Origin of the sequence: Streptomyces sp. NPDC047453 (assembly GCF_040643155.1) — a bacterium.
In the GTDB taxonomy this organism is placed as follows: domain Bacteria; phylum Actinomycetota; class Actinomycetes; order Streptomycetales; family Streptomycetaceae; genus Streptomyces.
In genome coordinates, this window is sequence record NZ_JBEYTS010000047.1 from 35752 (window position 1) to 55346 (window position 19595).

At 72.0% G+C, this 19595-nt stretch carries 19 protein-coding genes and 2 pseudogenes; 16 read left to right on the forward strand and 5 right to left on the reverse strand.

Going from position 1 to position 19595, the window contains the following annotated elements; translation table 11 throughout:
* Window positions 1-54 precede the first annotated feature (54 nt).
* Both ABZ818_RS30085 and pssA read left to right on the forward strand, forming a co-directional pair.
* Window positions 55-711: a phosphatidylserine decarboxylase gene (locus tag ABZ818_RS30085; RefSeq protein ID WP_361421394.1), complete on the forward strand. Its 657-nt coding sequence runs from the start codon at window positions 55-57 to the stop codon at window positions 709-711.
* A gap of 22 nt (window positions 712-733) precedes the next feature.
* A complete protein-coding gene (gene pssA / locus ABZ818_RS30090) occupies window positions 734-1552 on the forward strand; it encodes a CDP-diacylglycerol--serine O-phosphatidyltransferase (RefSeq protein WP_326806356.1) in 819 nt (272 codons plus the stop codon).
* Between the two features lie 569 nt (window positions 1553-2121).
* On the opposite strand, the gene ABZ818_RS30095 is transcribed toward pssA, so the two are convergent.
* A complete protein-coding gene (locus ABZ818_RS30095) occupies window positions 2122-3264 on the reverse strand; it encodes a glycerate kinase (protein WP_361421441.1) in 1143 nt (380 codons plus the stop codon).
* A 203-nt stretch (window positions 3265-3467) separates the two neighbouring features.
* Here ABZ818_RS30095 and ABZ818_RS30100 point away from each other — a divergent pair, with 203 nt between their 5' ends.
* The 3 genes from ABZ818_RS30100 to ABZ818_RS30110 all read left to right on the forward strand — a co-directional run bounded on the left by ABZ818_RS30100 (window position 3468) and on the right by ABZ818_RS30110 (window position 5904).
* Window positions 3468-4550 (forward strand): ADP-ribosylglycohydrolase family protein, encoded by a 1083-nt coding sequence (locus ABZ818_RS30100; RefSeq protein WP_361421397.1) that lies wholly within the window; start codon window positions 3468-3470, stop codon window positions 4548-4550.
* Between the two features lie 228 nt (window positions 4551-4778).
* Window positions 4779-5321 carry a DUF3558 family protein gene (locus ABZ818_RS30105; RefSeq protein ID WP_361421399.1) on the forward strand — a complete coding sequence of 181 codons (543 nt, stop codon included), beginning with the start codon at window positions 4779-4781 and terminating at the stop codon, window positions 5319-5321.
* 91 nt (window positions 5322-5412) lie between these two features.
* Window positions 5413-5904, forward strand: coding sequence for an NUDIX hydrolase (locus ABZ818_RS30110; RefSeq protein ID WP_361421401.1), 492 nt, complete (start codon window positions 5413-5415; stop codon window positions 5902-5904).
* 425 nt (window positions 5905-6329) lie between these two features.
* Here the strand turns inward: ABZ818_RS30110 and ABZ818_RS30115 are convergent, their stop codons facing one another.
* Both ABZ818_RS30115 and ABZ818_RS30120 read right to left on the reverse strand, forming a co-directional pair.
* Window positions 6330-6485: a hypothetical protein gene (locus tag ABZ818_RS30115; RefSeq protein WP_361421403.1), complete on the reverse strand. Its 156-nt coding sequence runs from the start codon at window positions 6483-6485 to the stop codon at window positions 6330-6332.
* Between the two features lie 26 nt (window positions 6486-6511).
* Window positions 6512-6685 carry a hypothetical protein gene (locus ABZ818_RS30120; protein WP_361421405.1) on the reverse strand — a complete coding sequence of 58 codons (174 nt, stop codon included), beginning with the start codon at window positions 6683-6685 and terminating at the stop codon, window positions 6512-6514.
* Between the two features lie 402 nt (window positions 6686-7087).
* On the opposite strand from ABZ818_RS30120, the pseudogene ABZ818_RS30125 reads away from it, so the two are divergent.
* Window positions 7088-7300, forward strand: a pseudogene (locus ABZ818_RS30125) (Sir2 family NAD-dependent protein deacetylase); the annotation flags it as partial.
* A gap of 18 nt (window positions 7301-7318) precedes the next feature.
* Here ABZ818_RS30125 and ABZ818_RS30130 read toward each other — a convergent pair.
* The gene (locus ABZ818_RS30130) at window positions 7319-7801 is read right to left on the reverse strand and encodes a methylated-DNA--[protein]-cysteine S-methyltransferase (RefSeq protein ID WP_225078215.1); all 483 of its coding nucleotides are present in this window, start codon (window positions 7799-7801) and stop codon (window positions 7319-7321) included.
* 12 nt (window positions 7802-7813) lie between these two features.
* Window positions 7814-9319: an AlkA N-terminal domain-containing protein gene (locus tag ABZ818_RS30135; RefSeq protein ID WP_361421408.1), complete on the reverse strand. Its 1506-nt coding sequence runs from the start codon at window positions 9317-9319 to the stop codon at window positions 7814-7816.
* Between the two features lie 140 nt (window positions 9320-9459).
* Here ABZ818_RS30135 and ABZ818_RS30140 point away from each other — a divergent pair, with 140 nt between their 5' ends.
* The 10 genes and pseudogenes from ABZ818_RS30140 (at window position 9460) to pqqE (ending at window position 19465) form a co-directional block, all read left to right on the forward strand.
* On the forward strand, window positions 9460-10110 hold the full coding sequence (locus ABZ818_RS30140) for a DUF488 domain-containing protein (protein ID WP_361421411.1): 651 nt from the start codon (window positions 9460-9462) through the stop codon (window positions 10108-10110).
* The gene (locus ABZ818_RS30145; RefSeq protein ID WP_361421413.1) at window positions 10107-11501 is read left to right on the forward strand and encodes a LytTR family transcriptional regulator DNA-binding domain-containing protein; all 1395 of its coding nucleotides are present in this window, start codon (window positions 10107-10109) and stop codon (window positions 11499-11501) included. The genes ABZ818_RS30140 and ABZ818_RS30145 overlap by 4 nt, the downstream gene beginning before the upstream one ends.
* 71 nt (window positions 11502-11572) lie before the next feature.
* Window positions 11573-13721: pseudogene (gene katG, locus ABZ818_RS30150) on the forward strand (catalase/peroxidase HPI).
* 197 nt (window positions 13722-13918) lie between these two features.
* On the forward strand, window positions 13919-14380 hold the full coding sequence (locus tag ABZ818_RS30155) for an MSMEG_3727 family PQQ-associated protein (protein ID WP_361421416.1): 462 nt from the start codon (window positions 13919-13921) through the stop codon (window positions 14378-14380).
* A 21-nt stretch (window positions 14381-14401) separates the two neighbouring features.
* Window positions 14402-16102 carry a PQQ-dependent dehydrogenase, methanol/ethanol family gene (locus ABZ818_RS30160; RefSeq protein WP_361421419.1) on the forward strand — a complete coding sequence of 567 codons (1701 nt, stop codon included), beginning with the start codon at window positions 14402-14404 and terminating at the stop codon, window positions 16100-16102.
* Between the two features lie 45 nt (window positions 16103-16147).
* Window positions 16148-16270, forward strand: a complete 123-nt coding sequence (gene pqqA / locus ABZ818_RS30165) for a pyrroloquinoline quinone precursor peptide PqqA (RefSeq protein ID WP_361421422.1) — start codon at window positions 16148-16150, stop codon at window positions 16268-16270.
* Window positions 16271-16410: 140 nt separating this feature from the next.
* Entirely contained in the window at window positions 16411-17298 is an 888-nt protein-coding gene (pqqB, locus tag ABZ818_RS30170) for a pyrroloquinoline quinone biosynthesis protein PqqB (RefSeq protein ID WP_361421425.1), read from the forward strand.
* 4 nt (window positions 17299-17302) lie between these two features.
* Window positions 17303-18001, forward strand: coding sequence for a pyrroloquinoline-quinone synthase PqqC (gene pqqC / locus ABZ818_RS30175; protein ID WP_361421428.1), 699 nt, complete (start codon window positions 17303-17305; stop codon window positions 17999-18001).
* A gap of 5 nt (window positions 18002-18006) precedes the next feature.
* Complete coding sequence (gene pqqD / locus ABZ818_RS30180; RefSeq protein ID WP_361421431.1) at window positions 18007-18336, forward strand: pyrroloquinoline quinone biosynthesis peptide chaperone PqqD; 330 nt, start codon at window positions 18007-18009, stop codon at window positions 18334-18336.
* Window positions 18329-19465, forward strand: coding sequence for a pyrroloquinoline quinone biosynthesis protein PqqE (gene pqqE / locus ABZ818_RS30185; protein WP_361421434.1), 1137 nt, complete (start codon window positions 18329-18331; stop codon window positions 19463-19465). The genes pqqD and pqqE overlap by 8 nt, the downstream gene beginning before the upstream one ends.
* The last annotated feature ends 130 nt before the right edge of the window (window positions 19466-19595 follow it).

Here is a 19595-nt window from a genome sequence, read left to right on the forward strand (position 1 = left end):
GAAAGCCGCCGTCCCCCGTCGAAAGCGCGGCATCATCCGCTACGAAGGTCATCCATGCCCCACAGCCAAACCTCTGCACATCGTGACAGCCTGGCCGGCGTACGCCTTGCGCGCGGAGCATCGCCGTGGCTTCTTCCGACCGTCGCCACCGCAGCCGTCAGCCTTCTGCGCGCCCGCCGCTCGGGTGCAGCCAAGGCCGTAGCCGTTCCCGCCACCGCGCTGGCGGCGGGGATGCTGTGGTTCTTCCGCGACCCCGCGCGCGAGATCGCCCAGGGCCGGGTCATCTCGCCCGCCGACGGTGTGGTGCAGAGCATCATGCCGTGGAAGGACGGCCGCACCCGCGTCGCGATCTTCATGAGCCCGCTGAACGTCCATGTCAACCGCGCCCCGCTCTCCGGCACGGTCACCTCGGTCGAGCACGTCCCCGGCGGGTTCGTTCCGGCTTTCAACAAGGAGAGTGAGAACAACGAGCGGGTCGTCTGGCACTTCGACACCGAGCTCGGCGACATCGAGATGGTCCAGATCGCCGGCGCGGTGGCCCGCCGCATCGTCCCCTACATCCCGTCCGGCACCAAGGTCGAGCAGGGCGAGCGGATCGGTCTGATCCGTTTCGGTTCGCGCGTCGACCTGTACCTGCCCGAGGGTGTGGACGTCGCGGTCGAGGTCGGCCAGAAGACCGTGGCTGGGGTGACTCGCATTGACCGTCATTGATCCCGAGACCCAGGCCGGCTGGGTGCCGGAGGCGGACGAGGTGGACGAAGAGGAGGAGATGCCCCTCTCGTTGCGCCTGTCGATAGCGGACACCCTCACCCTGGGCAACGCGACCTGCGGCTTCATGGCGGTGTACTTCACCACCACCGGCATCCTGATCCCGCACCTGACCGGCAACGACGAGTCGGCCGGCATGGCCCGGCACAGCGCTGCCACGGCGGTCATCCTGATGCTGTGCGCGGCGGTCTTCGACCTGTTCGACGGCCTGGTCGCGAGGAAGCTGCGCTCCTCCCCCATGGGCGCGGAACTGGACAACCTCTCCGACCTGATCAGCTTCGGCCTGGCCCCGGCGTACTTCGTCCTCGTGTACGGCATGGTCGCGGACGACGCCCACCAGAGGGTGGCGGCCCTCGGCGCGATTGTGGTCCTGCTGGCGGTGGTCCTCCGGCTCGCGAGATTCTCCTGCGTCACGCTGAAGGACGGCATGTTCCAGGGCATGCCCTCCCCCTTCGGCGCATTGACGGTGGTCTCGATCGTCCTCCTCGAGCTCCCCTTCGTGGCGACGCTGCTGGCGATCGTCGGCACGGCATGGCTGATGGTGAGCCGAGTGGAGTACCCGAAGCCGAGGGGCCGCCTGGCGGTGGCCATGCTGTCCTGGATCGTCCTGTCCATGGGTCTCCTGGCAGCCTGGGCCTTCGACGCCCCGAGCGGCCAGCTCCTCCTCCAGACCGGCTGCGCCCTGCAACTCGTCATGGGCGCGGTGATCCCCCTGTTCGCCACGGCCCGCCGAGTGAACAACTTCCGCGACAACCGCCGCGAGGCACGGGCGGCCCAGCCGTAGCGCTCCGCTGCGTCCGCCGAACAGGAAGGGCCCCGAACCGTGAGGTTCGGGGCCCTTCCCGTGTCGCGGGCCACTGCCGGGGCGCGAGGGCGCGGGGAGACGTTGAGGATCCCGGTGGGGGTGCAGGTGCAGGGGGCATTCCAGCCGGGGCCGCGAGGGCACGTCGCGGCGGGGGCCGCAGCCCAGGCGGGGCGCAGGGGCAGAGCCCCGCTGGGGTGCAGGGGCGAAGCCCCGCGGGGGTCTGGGGCGGAGCCCCAGGGACGGCCACCCCTTCCCCACCGAGTCGGGCGGGCGGGCCAAGCATCCGGGGCGAAGCCCCGACGGGGTGCAGGGGCACAGCCCCGCCGGGGTCTGGGGCGAAGCCCCAGGAACGGTCACCCCTTCCCCACCGAGTCGGGCGGGCGGGCCAAGCACTCGGGGCCGACACGGCAGGGGCTGGGGCGGCGCCCCAGGGACGGCCACCTCACCCCCACCAAGCCAGGCGGGCTGGCGGGGGCTGGGGCAGAGCCCCAGGGAACGGCACTCTCGCACCCACCCAGCCGGAAAGGCCCCGGGCAAAGACCGACCCGTCACGCCAGCCGGTCGCGCCCGATCCGCTCAGCCACCTGCTCAAGGATCCGCCCCGCATCCGCAATGCACGTGGCCACGTCCGGCTCGACCTCGGTCAGGGCATACGCCCGCCGGATCCCGGCACGCTCCAGAGCCTCCGGCTCCAGCGCCAGCCGCCCGCACACCGCGACCACCTCCTTGCCCGCCGCCCGTGCCGCCGCCGCGACCCCGGCCGGAGCCTTCCCGTGCAGCGTCTGCTCGTCCAGCGAGCCCTCACCGGTGATCACCAGCGAGGCCCGCTCCAGCGCGGGAGCGAACCCCAGCACGTCGAGCATGACCTCGATCCCGGCCCGGAACCGCGCCCCGAGCAGCATCGCCCCGAACCCGATACCACCCGCCGCACCCGCCCCCGGCGACGCCGCGTACTCGGCCGCCCGGTTCCCGATCCCGCCCACGCCCTCCAGCACCTTCGCGAAGTGCGCGAGCGCAGCGTCCAGCGTCGACACGTCCTGCGCCGAGGCCCCCTTCTGCGGCCCGTAGACCGCCGGAGCACCCTTCGGACCGGTCAGCGGATTGTCGACGTCGCTGGCGAGCACCAGGTCCACCGCGGCGAGCCGCGGGTCGAGCCCGGTCAGGTCCGCCCGGACGAGTTCCGCCAGTCCCCCGCCACCGGGCGGGATCGGCTCCCCGTCCGCGTCCAGGAACCGCGCCCCGAGCGCGGCCAGCATCCCCGCGCCCCCGTCCGTCGTCGCGCTCCCGCCGACGCCGAACACGATCGTGCGCGCCCCCACGTCCAGCGCGGCCCGCAGCAGCTCCCCGGACCCGTACGTGGACGCCGTGAGCGGCGCGAACACACCGGCAGGCAACCGCTGCAACCCGCTGGCCTCGGCCATCTCCACGACCGCCGTGTCGCCGCGCAGCGCGAACGCGGCCGTCACCTCGTCCCCGAGGGGACCCGCGACCCGTACTTCCCGGCGCTCGAACCCGGCCGCGACCGCCGCGTCCACGGTCCCGTCGCCGCCGTCGGCGACGGGCAGCGCCTCCACCTCCACGTCCGGCACGACCCGGCGCAGCCCGGCCGTCACGCGCTCGGCGACCTGCACGGCCGTCAGCGAGCCCTTGAACTTGTCCGCGGCAACCAGCACCCTCCGGGTGCCTCGCACTGCAGCGTCCGCCACCTTGACATCCCCTTGCTCTCCGGGCCCCGCACGTCAGGGCCAGTCGCGCCGCTGCGACCTTAACCGCCGACCACCCCCGCCGTCATGCCCCGCCCGGACCCTGAGAAGCCCCTGACGTGCCCGTGGGCCCCGAGGACGTACCGATGAACCCCGAGCGGCCGCCCCCGGAATCCGGTAGACCGGTTCCCATGACCGCTGTGGACGCCGCCGTGGGCACCGGACCGGCGCTCGCCGACCGTATCCTCGGCGGCTGGCTGGGCCGGATCGCCGGCAACATGCTCGGCAAGCCGGTGGAGCAGGGCGACGTGTGGACGCGCGACCGCATCGACCGCTACCTGCGCGCGGCCGACGCGCTGCCGCTCACCGACTACCTTCCCGAGCCGGCCGGCGACGACGGCCCGCCGCTGCGCCCCGAGTGGCGGAGCTGCGTCCGCGGCCGCGTCCACGGCAGCTGCCGCGACGACGACGTCGACTACGCGATCCTGGGCCTGGACCTCCTGGAGACGCACGGCTTCGGCTTCACCACCGAGCAGGTCGGCGAGCTGTGGCTGCGGCGCCTGCCGTACCTTCAGACGTTCACCGCGGAGCGGGCCGCGTACCGCAATCTCGCGAATGGCCTCAAGCCACCGCTGACGGCCACGTACGACAACCCGTACCAGGAGTGGATCGGCGCCCTGATCCGCGCCGACATCCACGGTTGGACCAGTCCCGGCGACCCAAGCCGCGCCGCCGCACTGGCCCGCCGCGACGCGGTCCTGTCGCACACCGGCAACGGCGTCTACGGGGCCATGTGGGCGGCGGCGCTGATCGCGGCGGCCTTCACCGCGCCGACCGTCCGCGCCGCCGTCGACACCGCGCTGACGGTGATCCCGGCCGGCAGCCGTCTGGCCCGCACGGTACGCCGGGCCCTCGCCCTGCACGAGGCCGGCCTGCCCTGGGAGGACGCGCTCGACACGCTCGCGGAGGAGACCGCCGGTCTCGGCTGGATCCACACGGTGCCGAACGCCGCCGTCATCACGGCCGGCCTGCTCTACGGCGGGGGCGACTTCACCCGCACCATCGCGCTGACCGTCCGCGCCGGCCTGGACACCGACTCCAACGGCGCGACGGCCGGCTCGGTGGCCGGCGTCATGACGGGCGCGGCGGCCGTCCCCGCCCAGTGGAAGGACCCCCTCGAGGACAGGGTCCGCAGCGCGGTCTTCGGCTTCGACGGCGTCCACGTCAGCGAGCTCGCGGAACGCACCCTGCGTCTGGCCCTCCTCGACGCCTGACAGGACCGCACCCACAGCACCCTGCTCCCGCCGGCGCCCGCTACGGCATGGTGCGTTCCGTCCGCCCTTCTCCACAACATGAACACACCGCGGTCACCAATCCGCACCACACGCGGACTCTCGCCCCGCGAGCCGGGATCCTGGTCCGGCAACGGCCCCACCAGCCCTGACGGTCGGCAGAACCACAGAACCGCAGAGACACAGAGACACAGAAACCAGGAGAACACCATGACTCTCAACCGTGTGCGCCAAGGTTCGGCCCTGCTGTCCACGACCCTGCTCGCGGTCCTCGGCCTGGCCGGCTGCGGCGGCTCCGGCGAGAAGGCGCCCACCGCCGGCTCCGCGCCTTCCGCGACCGCTTCACAGGGGGGAGCCGCTCCCTCCGCTCCGCCGAAGAAGGCCCCGGCGAACCCGTGTGCGCTCATCTCCCTTCAGGAGGCCCAGGAGCTGGGAGGCACGTCCGTCGAGGGGAAGAAGAGCGAGGACACCCCGGGCGGCTGCAGATACACCCACGAGGGGGTGCCGATCGCGTCCACCATCCAGGGGGACGAGGCCAAGCAGTTCATGGACGACATGCTCCGGGCAGCCGACCGCAAGCCGCTCACCGGTATCGGCGACGAGGCGACCGCCTACGACGACAAGGACCACGGGACGTTCGGGCTCCTGTTCCGCACGTCGGGCACCTGGGTCGCGATGACCGTGGTGGCGGACCGGGCCGACAACGACCGGCGCCTGGAGGAGCTGGCCCGCAAGGTCGCCGCCCGGATGTGACCGCGCCGGACGCCGGTCCCGGTGCCTCGGGTACGGGACCGGCGACGCGGTGCGTCGCACCGGTTGTCACGAGGCTCGTTACCCTTTTTGGATGACCACCGCGGACTATGCCACGTACATCGCCGGCCTTCCCCGGGTCCTCGTCGCTGCCGCCTGCGTCTTCCGTGACGCGGACGGCCAGGTGCTTCTCGTCGAGCCGAACTACCGGGACGGATGGACGCTGCCCGGCGGCACCGTCGAGTCCGACGACGGGGAGACTCCGCGCCAGGGCGCGCGCCGCGAGACGCTGGAGGAGATCGGGCTCGACCGCGAGCCGGGCCGGCTGCTCGTCGTGGACTGGGTGCCCGGCACCGCACGGCCTCCGCTGGTGGCGTACCTCTACGACGGCGGGGTCCTCACCGACGACGACCTCAAGGCGATCCGCCTCCAGGAGGAGGAGCTGCTGTCCTGGCGCCTGGTCGCCCGCGACGCACTCGCCGCCCATCTGCCGGGCGCCCTGGGCCGCCGCGTACTGACCGCCCTCGACGTCCTGACCGACGGCACGGGCACGGCGGAACTGGAGAACGGCCACCGCCCCGGATGACCCCGGCCCGGCACAGGCGAACATCCGTTCGCCCACCCCGCACCTCCGCCCTGACCTCGGCCCCATGACCGAACCCCCGAAGACGGCAGCACGCTGATCGCGTGCACCGGCGTGCGGCAGACACACGACGACTGACGGGCCATCGCTTCTGCTTTGCACCAGCAGCCGTCAACGCACGCTCAGGACCATCAGCTTGGGAAGCTGGGGTCCTGCGGAGGCGCTAGCCCCACTGACCTGCGGAGGAGAGACTACGGGGCCTGCCAGGCCAGCGGCTTCATCCCCGCCATTCCCCGTGGTTCCCCGCACGATCCGGCACGTCTCTGGCACAGCCTCTTCATCCCGAACTATCGGCTGGGCAGCCAGTTGCGTGTACTCCGCGGCTGTGCAGCAACCGCCGGCAGAGGCCCGTGCGCTCTTCGGCTGCATCAGGAGGTGAGGATGGAGATGCTGTCCCCGAGCAGCTTCAGTCCGAGGACGAAGAACAGGACGGCCATCACGGCGGCATTGTGCTGAGCTGCCCACTCCTTCCAGTCGCCGAGCGTGGTCTTGGCTCGCTCTCCCCCGAGGAGGAAGACTCCCAACGGAGCCAGCAGGCCGAGGGTCGCGATCAGGATCCGGCCCCAGCCCAGCCCGAACCGGCGATGGCCGGCGCCTGCAGGCCGAGCCAGCGAGGCAGGGTGACCGCGTCGTCCTTGGCCGTCCACACACGCTCTGGCGGCTCCTGCGCCATCCGGTCGGGCGGCACCGGGCCACGCAGCCGCAGCCGCTCCCGGCCGGGCATGCACCCCCGCGTCTGTCAACACTGACCGGGATCAGCCAGGCGGTGCTGTACCAGCGCTTACCGATGCGCACTTCCGGGATCCGGGCCCTGACCGGGGGGGATCCGCCGCGACCACTCCGCGACGACGACGCGGTCCTCAGTAGAGCTGAGCTCGTTCTCGAGAGGATCGGGGGCGCCAAGAGGGTCCGAACCCGATACCGCGCGAGCTTCCCCCGCCTCTCCCTCTTGTCAGGTCGACCAGCAGGATGACTCATGAGGACCCCGTCACTCTAGGTAGCCACGCGGAGTCGGCGCAGGCCACCGAGCAGGCTGTCCAGTAGGGCGCGCGGCGTGGCCGGGCCGGGCGGTGCGTGCCTGCCCCTGGTTGCGTGCCGCCGGGGAGAGTATCCGCCGTCCTGGGAGTGCGGCGGCATCCTGAAGTCGGCGACCGTGATGTTCGGCGAGCGACTCGATCCGCAGGTGCTCGGTCAGGCGGTCGCCATCACCAAAGCTGCCAGGTGTTCATCGCGGTCGGCACCAGCCTCCAGGTCGCCGACCGACACCGTACGACGACATCGCCGACGAGCTCGTCGCGAGTCGATCGGCACGGCGCTTCCCACGCTGCTGCGCGGGCTGCGACGGCTCGTACAGCGGCTAGAAGAGGGCCGTTCCCCGTTCGAAGTCCAGCAGGCGTCGCTTTCTGGGCAGGCCGCCGCCGTAGCCGGTGAGGCTGCCGCCCGCGCCGATCACACGGTGGCAGGGGACGATGATGCCGATGGGGTTCTTGCCGTTGGCGAGGCCGACCGCGCGGGAGGCGCCCGGATTGCCGAGGGCGGTGGCGAGTTCGCCGTAGGAGCGGGTCTCGCCGTAGGGGATCTTCCGCAGTTGGTCCCAGACCGTGCGCTGGAACGGGGTGCCGTGCAGGCGCAGCGGGACGGTGAACTCCTTCAGTTCGCCCGTGAAGTAGGCCTCCAGTTGGTCGACGGCCTCGCCGAAGGGGCCGTCGTCGGGCTCGCCGAAGGACTCCTCGGGCGGGCGGTGGCGCTGGTCGGTCATGTAGAGGCCGCACAGGACGCCGTCGTCGGCGACGAGGGTGAGCAGGTCGTAGGGGCTGTCGATCACGGTGTACTGCTTCATGGCGGAACGTCCTCAGACGGGAAGGAAGTTGATCGGGTGGCTGTCGGTCGCCCACAGGTACTGCACGGCGTACGCCCGCCAGGGCCGCCAGGCCGCCGCGCGGGCGGTGAGCGCGGCCGGGGTGGACGGCAGGCCGAGTTCCTGTGCGGCGCGCCGGATGCCGAGGTCGGTGGGGAGGAAGGCGTCCGGGTCGCCCAGGGCGCGCATGGCGATGACGTCGACGGTCCAGGGGCCGAATCCGGGGAGTGCCAGGAGGCGGCCGCGGGTCTCCTCCCAGTCGCTCTCCACGCCCAAGTGAAGTGTTCCATCGGCGAGTTGACCGGCCAGCGTGAGCAGTGTCGTGCGCCGGGTGCGGGGCATCGCCAGCGACTCGGGGTCGAGGGCGGCCAGTGACCCGGGGGCGGGGAAGAGGTGGGTGAGGCCGCCTTCGGGGTCGTCTACGGGCTCGCCGTGCGCGGCGGCCAGGCGGCCGGCGTGGGTGCGGGCTGCGGCCGTGGAGACCTGCTGGCCGAGCACGGCCCGCAGCGCGAACTCGCCCTCGTCCACGGTGCGCGGCACGCGGCGGCCGGGGGCCTTGTCGACCAGGGGCGCGAGGAACGGGTCGGTGCGCAGCTGGTCGTCGATGGCGACCGGATCGGCGTCCAGGTCGAGCATGCGCCGGCAGCGGCTGATGGCGACCGGAAGGTCCCGCAGGTCGCCGAGGGTGAGACGACAGGCGATGTGGTCCGGCTTCGGGGCCAGCGTGGCGATCCCGTGGCCGTAGGGCAGGCGCAGGGTCCTGCGGTAGGCGCCGCCCCGCCACTCCTCGACGCCGGGTACGGCGGTGGCCGCCAGGTGGCCGAAGAGGTTGTCCGGGTTGAGCGGGGCGCGGAACGGCAGGCGCAGGGAGAGGGCGCCGGGGGTGCCCGGGGCGCCGGGGCGCGTGCCGGGCTCGGCGGGCCGCCCGGGGGCGCGGGTGCGCAGTCCGCTGGGCGACAGGGCGAACACCTCGCGCACGGTGTCGTTGAAGGTGCGGATCGAGGAGAAGCCGGCGGCGAAGGCGATCTCCGCCATGGGCAGGGCGGTGGTCTCGATCAGCAGCCGGGCGGTCTGGGCGCGCTGGGCGCGGGCGAGCGCGAGCGGTCCGGCGCCGAGTTCGGCGCGGAGCTGGCGTTCGATCTGGCGGGTGCTGTAGCCGAGGCGGGCGGCGAGTCCGGGCACGCCCTCGCGGTCGACGATTCCGTCGGCGATCAGCCGCATGGCGCGGGCCACGGCGTCGGCGCGCTGGTTCCACTCCGGTGAGCCGGGGCTGGTGTCGGGGCGGCAGCGCTTGCAGGCCCGGAAGCCGGCCTGCTGGCAGGCGGCCGCGCTCGGGTAGAAGGTCATGTTCTCCGGCTTGGGCGGCACCACCGGGCAGCTGGGCCGGCAGTAGATGCGGGTGGTCAGGACGGCGGTGAAGAACCAGCCGTCGAACCGCGCGTCCTTGGACCGTACGGCGCGCACACAGCGCTCCCGGTGGGTGTGCATCCCTTTCTGCATGCGTCCAGCATCCGGCACCGGGCGGGTCGGGGCTGGCGGGAATCCGACATCGACCTCGCGTGTCCTGGGTCCGCGGCGATCGCCCACGGACCGGACGAGGTCCTCCGGCGCTCCGGAGGCATGAAGGCGATCCTGGAAGCATGGAGCAGCAGCCGCTCGTCACCTTCGGACACGGTACGGCGGACCGCGAACGCCTCACGGAGCTGATCCGCGGGGCGGGGATCGCCGCCGTGGTGGACGTCAGGACCGCGCCCGGAAGCCGCCACAACCCGGACGTGGGCCGGGAGAGGCTGCTGGAGTGGCTGCCCGAACGCGGGACCGCCTACCGCTGGGAACCGCGACTGGGCGGCTTCCGCAAGGTGCCTCCGGACTCGCCCGACACCGTCTGGCGCAACGAGGCCTTCCGCGGTTACGCCGCACACACGCGCACGGACGAGTTCCTCGACGCGGTCACCCAGCTCCTCGACGAGGCCGCGCGGCGGCGGACGGCCGTCATGTGCGCGGAGGCGGTCTGGTGGCGTTGCCACCGCCGCATCATCGCCGACTTCGTGGTGCTCGCCCGCGGACGGCCCGTCCTGCATCTGATGCACGACGGCCGGCTCGTCCCCCATCGGCTCGGCGAGGGAGTACGTCTGCGCGAGGACGGACTGCTCGTCTACGACGGTCGGCGGTCCCCGGACCGGCTCGGAGAGGGACGTGCACGACCCGACGAGGGAACCTCGGGGCGCACTAGGGTGGGTGATGCAGGTCTGTGGGGGTGGGGAGGGACCAAGGACGGTTCTGAACCATGAGCGATGTACATCGGCTCGAGCCCGTCTCGGCGAACCTGGGCGGCGGCACCGTGCTCGCGGCGTGGGAGCGGTTCGTGCAGGGCGAGGACCACGTCCCGGACGTCCGGCCCCTGGTGGCGATCTCCTGGCATCGCTGCCGGGAGCAGTACCGGGTGGATCCGCACCTCACCCGGGCCCCGGTGGCCGTCGCGGAGCCCGGCCACACGCCCGAACACGACGTCGTGTTCGCCGAGCTGGGTTTCCGTGCCGCCTCCGTCGCCCATGAGGTGGGCGGCCTCGGTGGTGTCGTCACCGTCACCGATGCCACCGGCCGGATCCTCGCCGAGTGGGGTGACCAGGCCACGCTCGCCCGGGCCGGCGAGTCCAATCTGGCCCCCTGGTTCTGCTGGTCCGAGTGCGCGGTCGGCACGAACAGCATGGGCACGGCGCTGGAGACGTACGGACCGGTACCGATCAGGGGCGCGGAGCACTGGTGCCAGGCGTTCCACGACTGGGTCTGCGCGGGCGTCGCGGTGCGTGACGTGGTGACCAAGGACCCGCTCGCGGTCATGAGCATCTGCTGCTGGCGCAGCCCGCTGCCCGCGTCCGCGAGCGGCTGGCTGGCGAACGCGGTGACCATGACCCAGTACCCGCTGAAGAGGCGCGCCCGGGACAGCGGCGCCGAGCTGGTCGCGGCCTGCACGCAGGCCAGGGCGCACTCCGGTGCGGCGCTGGCCGCGGTGGACACTGCGGGCAAGGTGGTGATCGCCGACGCCATGGCGAGCGTGCTCCTGGGCGTACCCGCCTGCACCCCGGCGGTCGACCCCACGCTGCGCTGGAAGCCCGGGCTGCCGGAACTGATCGCGGCCGCCCGGTACGCCACGGGGCAGGCGGCCGACAATCCCGACTGGGTCGGCTCGACGCAGATCTTCGCCCATCTCGCCGACGAGCCGACGTCGATCGGCATCCGCCCCGTCTTCTCGTCGGGGCGCCTGATCGGGCACCTGGTCTCGTTCGGCGCCTCCGACGGGGCGCAGGTGCCGCAGGTGGAGGCGTCGGCGCATCCTCGAATGCTGCCGCGCCGGCTGGTCGCGGTGCGCGACAACCGGCTGGTGCTGCTGCGGCTGGCGGAAGTCTCCTTCGCCGAGTCGCGGGGCAACGACGTGTGGCTCTCCACCGATCAGGGGCGGTTGCGGGCCGCCTCCGTGAGCCTGGACAAGCTCGACGGTGAGCTGGCGGATGCCGGCTTCCTGCGGGTGCACCGCCGGTACGTGGTCAACCTCGGCCGCATCCGGGAGATCGAGCGCGGGCTCAAGGGCGAGCTGTCCCTGGTCATGGACGGCCGGACCAAAGAGATGGTGCCGGTCTCCCGGCGGAACGCGCCGGCCGTGCGTCGCGCGCTGGACCTCTGAGTCCCTCAGCACAACCTCTGTTCCGGAAGGAGGTTCCCGTGACGGACGGTCGGGACGCCGTTGTCGGCGCGATGAACGCCGGGGGCGCGAGCAACCGCGACTGGTGGCCGAACCGGCTCGACCTGGCGGTCCTCCGGAAGCACCCCGCCATGGCCGACCCCCTGGGCGAGGGCTTCGACTACGCCGCGGAGTTCCGGACGCTCGACCTCGGCGCCCTGGCGCGGGACGTCGACGAGGTGCTGACGACGTCGCAGGAGTGGTGGCCGGCCGACTTCGGCCACTACGGGCCGCTCGTGCTCCGGATGGTGTGGCATTGCGCCGGGACGTACCGCGTCGACGACGGCCGCGGTGGCGCGGGCGCCGGCATGCAGCGTTTCGCGCCGCTGAACAGCTGGCCGGACAACCGCAACCTCGACAAGGCGCGCCGGCTGCTCTGGCCGGTGAAGAAGAAGTACGGCCGCAAGATCTCCTGGCCCGATCTGATGGTCTTCGCGGGCAACCGCGCCCTGGAGACGATGGGCTTCACGACCTTCGGCTTCGCCGGCGGCCGGGCGGAGGTCTGGGAGCCCGACGAGGACGTGTACTGGGGTCCCGAGCGCGCGTGGCTCGGCGACGAACGCCACGGCGGCGTCCGGAAGCTGGAGAGCCCGCTGGCCGCCGACCAGATGGGCCTCATCTACGTCAACCCGGAGGGTCCGAACACTGTCCCGGACCCTCTCACCGCCGCCCGGGACATCCGCGAGACGTTCCGGCGCATGGGGATGGACGACGAGGAGACCGTCGCGCTGATCGCGGGCGGTCACACGTTCGGCAAGACCCACGGCGCGGCCGACCCGGACACCTACCTCGGCCCCGAACCCGAGGGCGCCCCGCTGGAGCAGCAGGGCCTGGGCTGGAAGAGCGGCTTCAGCACCGGAAAGGGCGCGGACGCCATCTCCAGCGGGCTGGAGGGTACGTGGACGCCCACCCCGACACGATGGGACAACGGCTTCCTCGAGACCCTGTTCGGCTACGAGTGGGAGCTGGAGCTGAGCCCCGGCGGTCTGTGGCAGTGGATCCCGCGGGACGGCGGCGGGGCCGGCACCGTGCCGGACGCCCACGACCCGGCGGCGACCCACGCCCCGACGATTCTGACGACGGACCTCGCGCTGCGGTCGGACCCGGTCTACGGGCCGATCGCGCGGCGTTTCCTGGAGCATCCGGACCGGCTCGCGGACGCGTTCGCCCGCGTCTGGTTCAAGCTGACGCACCTCGACATGGGCCCGATCCGGCGCTACCTCGGACCGCTGATCCCCCGGGAGACCCTGCGCTGGCAGGACCCGGTCCCCGCCGTGGACCACGAGCTGGTCGGGGCGGCGGACATCGCCGCGCTCAAGGACCGGATCCTCGCCTCCGGGCTCGGTCCCCCAGCTCGTCGCGACGGCGTGGGCGTCGGCCTCGACGTTCCGCGTCAGCGACAAGCGGGGCGGGGCGAACGGCGCGCGCATCCGCCTGGAGCCGCAGCGGAACTGGGAGGTCAACGAGCCCGACACGCTGGCACGGGTGCTGCGCACCCTGGAGGGGATCCAGGAGTCCTTCAACAGTGCCCAGAGCGGGGGCAAGAGGATCTCGCTGGCCGACCTCATCGTGCTCGGCGGAGCGGCCGCGGTCGAGCAGGCCGCCAGGACCGCCGGCCACGACGTCCGGGTCCCCTTCGCTCCGGGCCGCACGGACGCCACCCGGGAGTGGACCGACGCGGAGTCCTTCGCCCCGCTGGAGCCGGCCGCGGACGGGTTCCGCAACTACCGCGGCAAGGGCGGCCGGCTGCCGTCGGAGCACTCGCTGGTCGACCGCGCGAACCTGCTGGACCTGAGCGCGCCCGAGATGACCGTCCTCGTGGGTGGCCTGCGCGTGCTGGGCGCCAACCATCGGCAGTCGCCGCTGGGCGTCTTCACCTCGGAGCCCGGGTCGCTGACCAACGACTTCTTCGTGAATCTGCTCGACACGGGCACGGAATGGAGGCCGACGTCCGCGACCGCGGAAACCTTCGACGGCCGCGACCCCGCCACCGGCGAGGTGAAGTGGACCGGCAGCCGTGTCGACCTCGTCTTCGGCTCGAACTCCGAGTTGCGGGCTCTCGCGGAGGTCTACGCGAGCGACGACGCTCGGGAGAAGTTCGTGCGGGATTTCGTCGCCGCGTGGAACAAGGTCATGAATCTCGATCGGTACGACCTCGCCTGATTCCTCCGCCTCCTCCCAACGGCGGCACCTCGGGTACGAACGGCGGCTCGTCGCGGACGAACGGCATGCGCCGCCCGGTGTGATTCCTCCGGCGTAGCGTGCTCTTTGCTGACCAATTTTTCACCCTTTACCTCGTGAATTAAATAATTCGCGAATTCAGGGTCACTGCGGATTCGGGTGAGGAGAGTGAAGCCCCGATGACAACCGCGCAGGAACGATCCAACCTGCTGGACACGATCGGGTTGGCCGGACAGAACAAGGCAGCGCTGGGCCAGGTGCTGGGGACCGGAAGCATTGGGCAGGCCACCGTGAGGCCGGACGGCCGCATGGAGGCCACCATCCGCATCCACCCGGACGAGCTGGCCTGGGATCCCTCGATTCTGGTCATGCCCCATGGAGGCGATATCGAGCTCGAAATCGTCAACGACGACCGGAACACGCACTGTGCGCTCCTGCCCAGCAATGGCGACCGGAAATTCATCTGGCTGGTGAACCATTCGCGGGGACGGGCGGCCCTCAACCTCGACGGACCGGGCTACTACTGGTTCGGCTCGCCCACGGGCAATGACGAGGGCCGGGGTCTGACCGGGGCCATCGTCGTCATGGGGGACGCCCCGCCGGAGGCCCGCCTCGACCGTCCCGAACAGCCGCGGCCGTAGGAAGAGAAGGAGGTGGAGCACATGGCCGTCGAGTACGTGGACGCGGGCTGGGCCGTCGACCAGGGAAGCCTGAGCGGCAAGGTCGCGGGCGGGGACATCGCGCCGCCCGTGGTGGCCGGCGTCGACTACGAACGCCTGCTCAACGCCCGCGAGGAGCCCCAGAACTGGCTCACCTACTACGGCGCCTACGACGGGCAGCGGTACAGCACGCTGGACCAGATCAACACGGAGACCGTCAAGCGCATGGTCCCCGCATGGGTCTTCCAGGCGGGCACGACCGGACTGATCGCGGGCGCGTCGACCTACTCGTTCGAGGCCGCCCCGATCGTCGTCGACGGGGTCATGTTCCTCTCCGGCTGGGACGGCTGGGTCTGGGCCCTCGACGCGAAGACGGGTGTGGAGATCTGGCGGTACAAGCACGCGGTGCCCTTCGACGTGTCCCTGTGCTGCGGGAACGTCAACCGCGGGGTCGCCGTGGCACAGGGGAAGGTCTTCTTCGTCACGGCGAACGCCCGTGTGCTCGCGCTCGACGCCACCACCGGCAAGCGGGTCTGGGACAGGACCTACGGAGACGTCCGCGCCGGGGAGAGCGCCACCCTCGCCCCGCTGGTCGTGAAGAACCTGCTCATCGTCGGCAGTTCCGGCGGCGAGTTCGGCGTACGGGGCCACCTCGACGCGTTCGACCTCGAGACCGGCGAGCACCAGTGGCGGTGCTACACGGTGCCGAAGCCCGGGGAGCCCGGCTCGGAGACCTGGCCCGCCGACGGCGAGGCCTGGGCCCGGGGCGGGGCGAACTGCTGGGTCACCGGCACCTTCGACCCGGAGACCAACCTGCTGTACGTCGGCACCGGCAACCCGGCACCCGACTTCGACGGAGCCGTCCGCGAGGGCGACAACCTCTTCACCGACTGCATCATCGCCGTCGACGTGGACAGCGGTCAGATCCGCTGGCACTACCAGTGCACCCCGCACGACGTGTGGGACTACGACAGCATCGCCGAGTGCATCCTGTTCGAGCGGGACGGGCGCAAACTGCTCGGGCACTTCGACAAGAACGGCTACTTCTTCGTCCTCGATCGCACGAACGGCGAGAGGGTCGGGATCACCCCCTTCGTGGACCGCATCACCTGGGGAGCGATCACGAGGGACGGCCAGGTGACGGCGAAGGCGTACCCGGACAAGGAGGGAGTGCCGGTCCACTTCTACCCGGGTCCGGCCGGTGCCAAGGAGTGGACGCACGCGGCCTACAGCCCGAAGACCGGGCTCTTCTACGTCCCGGTCCAGGACACCGGGGCCACGGCCACCCGGCGGCGCCGGGAGTTCAAGGAGAGCATTCCGTACTGGGGCGCGGGCGTTCAGGTGGACATCGAGGACATGGCCGGGTCCATCAGCGCGTTCGACGCGAGCGGCGAGGAGAAGTGGCGGTGGCGCAACGAACTCCCGATGTGCGCCTCGGTGCTGGCCACCGGCGGCGACCTGGTGTTCGCCGGTGAGGCCTCCGGGGAGTTCAACGCGCTCGACGCCCGCACCGGCGAACTGCTCTGGCAGTTCCAGTGCGGAAGCGGCCACCACAGCAGCCCGACCACCTACATGGTCGACGGCAGGCAGTACATCGCCGTGCCCGTCGGCTGGGGCGGATGGGCCGAGGGATTCCTCCCCGGCATGCTCGGCGCGGGGCACGGAAGCGCCCTGATGGTCTTCGCCCTCCCGGAATCGCCGTAGCGCGCGACCGGAGCCTGCCCGTTCGGGCGGAGAGGAGGTGAATCCATGGAGTCCCAACTCGAAGTGCTGGAAGTGCTGGAAGTGCTCGAAGTGTGGGAGACGCCCGAGTTCGAGGAGATCGCAATCGCGGCCGAGGTGACCATGTACGTCGCCCGGTTGGAGGACTAGCGGACTGACGGACCGGCCGGACGGACCGGCGGACGTGGGACGGCACCGGACCCGGTCCGGCGCCCTCCGACGGCTCAGGACGGCCGCGGACGGCCGGGCCGGCGACGGACCCGGACCCCTTCGACGAACGGAGTGCCGGCGTGTTGCTGCGCGTGCTGGGCTCGGCGGCCGGGGGCGGCTCCCCGCAGTGGAACTGCGGCTGCCCGGTGTGCGCCGCGGTCCGCTCCGGGGCCGGCCTCGCGCGCACCCAGTCGTCGGTCGCGGTCAGCGCCGACGGCCGCGGATGGTTCCTCGTCAACGCCTCGCCCGACGTCCGCGCCCAGATCGAGGCCTTCCCCGGACTGCACCCGCACGACGACCGGACGACGCCGCTGGAGGCGGTGCTGCTCACCGACGCCGAGCTGGACCACACGCTGGGCCTGCTGCTGTTGCGCGAGGCCCGCGCCCTGCGGCTGTACGCCACGCCGGCGGTGCGCGAGGCCCTGTGCGTCGGCTCGGGAATCCTGCGCACGCTGGAGCGCTACTGCCCGGTCGAGTGGCGGGCGGTGACCCCCGGCGCCGGCCTGGCCCTGGCGGACGGGCTGTCCTGCCGGGCGTTCGACGTGCCCACCGGCAAACGCGACCGGTTCGGAACCGGAATGGACCACGGCCGCGTCGTGGGCTACCGGCTGACCGACGAGCGCAGCGGCGGGACGCTGGTGTACCTGCCGGGGGTGCAGTCGCTGGCGCCGGCGCTGCGCGGGGAGATCGAGGGCTGCGCATGCCTGCTGATCGACGGGACCTGCTGGCGCGACGACGAGCTCGTACGGCTCGGCCTGGCCGGCAAGACGTCCAGGGAGATGGGCCATCTGCCCATCGACGGCCCGGACGGCAGCCTGGCGCAGCTCCCGTCGCTGGGCGTGCGGCGGACGATCTTCGTGCACATGAACAACACCAACCCGATCCTTCTGGAGGACACTCCCGAGCGTCGTATCGTGGAGAAGAGCGGCATGGAAGTGGCCACGGACGGCCTAGAGGTCCAGGTGTAGAGCCGTGACGGCAACGACCACGAGAACCGGCGCCGACGACTTCGTCGAGGCGTTGCGGGCTCACTCGCGGCGATACCACGACCAGCACCCGTTCCACGTCCGGATGAACGCCGGCCGGCTGAGTCGCCGGCAGATCCGGGGCTGGGTGGCCAACCGCTTCTACTACCAGGAGAACATCCCCCGCAAGGACGCCGCGATCCTCTCCAACTGCCCAGACCTGGAGGTCCGGCGCCGCTGGATCCGGCGGATCACCGACCACGACGGCACCGCCGCCGGCGAGGGCGGCATCGAGGCGTGGCTGCGCCTCGGCGAGGCCGCGGGGCTGACCCGCGAGGAGGTCCGGGACCACCGGCACCTGGTGCCCGGGGTGCGGTTCGCCGTAGACGCCTACGTGAACTTCGCCCGGACCCGCCCCTGGGTGGAGGCGGTGGCGTCCTCGCTCACCGAGCTGTTCGCGCCCGATCTGATGGCGGCGCGGCTGACCGCGTTCGAGCGGTGGTACCCATGGATCGACCCCGAGGGCCTCGCCTACTTCCGTGCCCGCCTGGAGCAGGCGCCCCGCGACTGCGAGCACGCCCTCGAGGTGGTCACGGCGCACTGCCTCTCCGCCGAGTCCCAGGCACGCGCCGTCGACGCGCTGTCGTTCAAGTGCGACGTCCTGTGGAGCCTGATGGACGCCGTCGACCAGGCCTATCCGGAGTGACCACCATGGACCCGACCCCTTCCGGAACGACCCGGACCACATCCAGGACCCGCCCCGGCGTCGAGGTGTCCGGCACGGACCGGCCCCGCCTGGCTCGCCATGTGCGGCTGGCCTACTCCCGGACCAGGCAGCGTCCGATCCTGCTGCACCCCGAGACGGTGGTGGTGCTGAACGGCAGCGGCGCGGAAATCCTCAAGCTGTGCGACGGGCGGCGCACTGTCGCGGAGATCATGGCCGAGCTGGGCACGCGCTACGAGTCCGTCCCCGACGACGAGGTGCGGCGGTTCCTGTCCCGGCTCGTCGCCCGGCGCTGGGTGGAGCTCGCCGATGGATAGCCCGTTCGGGCTGCTCGCCGAGCTCACCTACCGCTGCCCGCTGGCCTGCCCGTACTGCTCCAACCCGCTGAATCTGGGCGACTACCGGGACGAGCTGACCACCGGCGAGTGGCGGCGGGTGCTGACCGAGGCCGGGGATCTGGGGGTGCTCCAGTGCCACCTGTCCGGCGGGGAGCCGCTGCTGCGGCGCGACCTGGTGGAGATCGTGGCGGACGCCCACGACCTGGGTCTCTACACCAACCTCATCACCAGCGCCGTCGGGTTCTCGCGGCCGAGGGCCGAGCGGCTGCGGGCGGCCGGCCTGGACCACGTGCAGGTCAGCATCCAGGCCGACGAGCCGGCCGTGTCCGACCGGATCGCCGGGCTCCCGTCCTTCGAGCGCAAGATCGAGGCGATGGGCGTGGTCAAGGAGCTGGGCTGGCCGCTCACCGTGAACGTGGTGCTGCACCGCTACAACATCGACCGCGTCGCCGACGTGCTCGGGCTGGCCGAGGAGGTGGGCGCCGACCGGGTGGAGCTGGCCAACACCCAGTACTACGGGTGGGCCTGGCGGAACCGTGACGCGCTGCTGCCGAGCCGGACCCAGCTCGAGGCGGCCGAGGCCGTCGTACGGGCCGCCCGCGAGCGGTTGCGGGACCGCATGGACGTCATCTACGTCCTCCCCGACTACTACAGCCGCTATCCGAAGCCCTGTATGAGCGGCTGGGCCTCCCGGCAGCTGACCGTGACGCCGAACGGCGACGTCCTGCCCTGCCCGGCCGCCCAGTCCCTGCCGTTGCCGCGGGCCAGCGTGCGGGAGGAGTCGCTGGAGCGGATCTGGGCCGAGTCCCCGGTGATGACCGCGTTCCGGGGGACCGACTGGATGCCGGAGCCGTGCCGGAGCTGCCCCCGGCGAGAGGTGGACTTCGGCGGGTGCCGCTGCCAGGCGTTCCTGCTCACCGGCGACGCCGCCCGCACCGACCCGGTCTGCCATCTGTCGCCCGACCACGACCTGGTCGCCCGGGCGGTCGAGGCCGCCAACGCCGGCTCGCGCGCCGAGGCCCTTCGGCTGATCCCCCGCTCACACCGGGGCCGCCGGCCGGACCGCCTGCCGGACCGAGTGGGCCGGCCGGCTTCCGGGGCCGAGTGAGCGGGCCAGCGCTGTGGCCGGAAAGGTTCACCGGCTCGCGACGCCCGGCACGCTCCCCCGAGCTCTTCGAGCAGGGGGGACCCCCACTCGCCGCACCGGCCGAAAGCCCAAGTACGTCCAGTACGAGGAC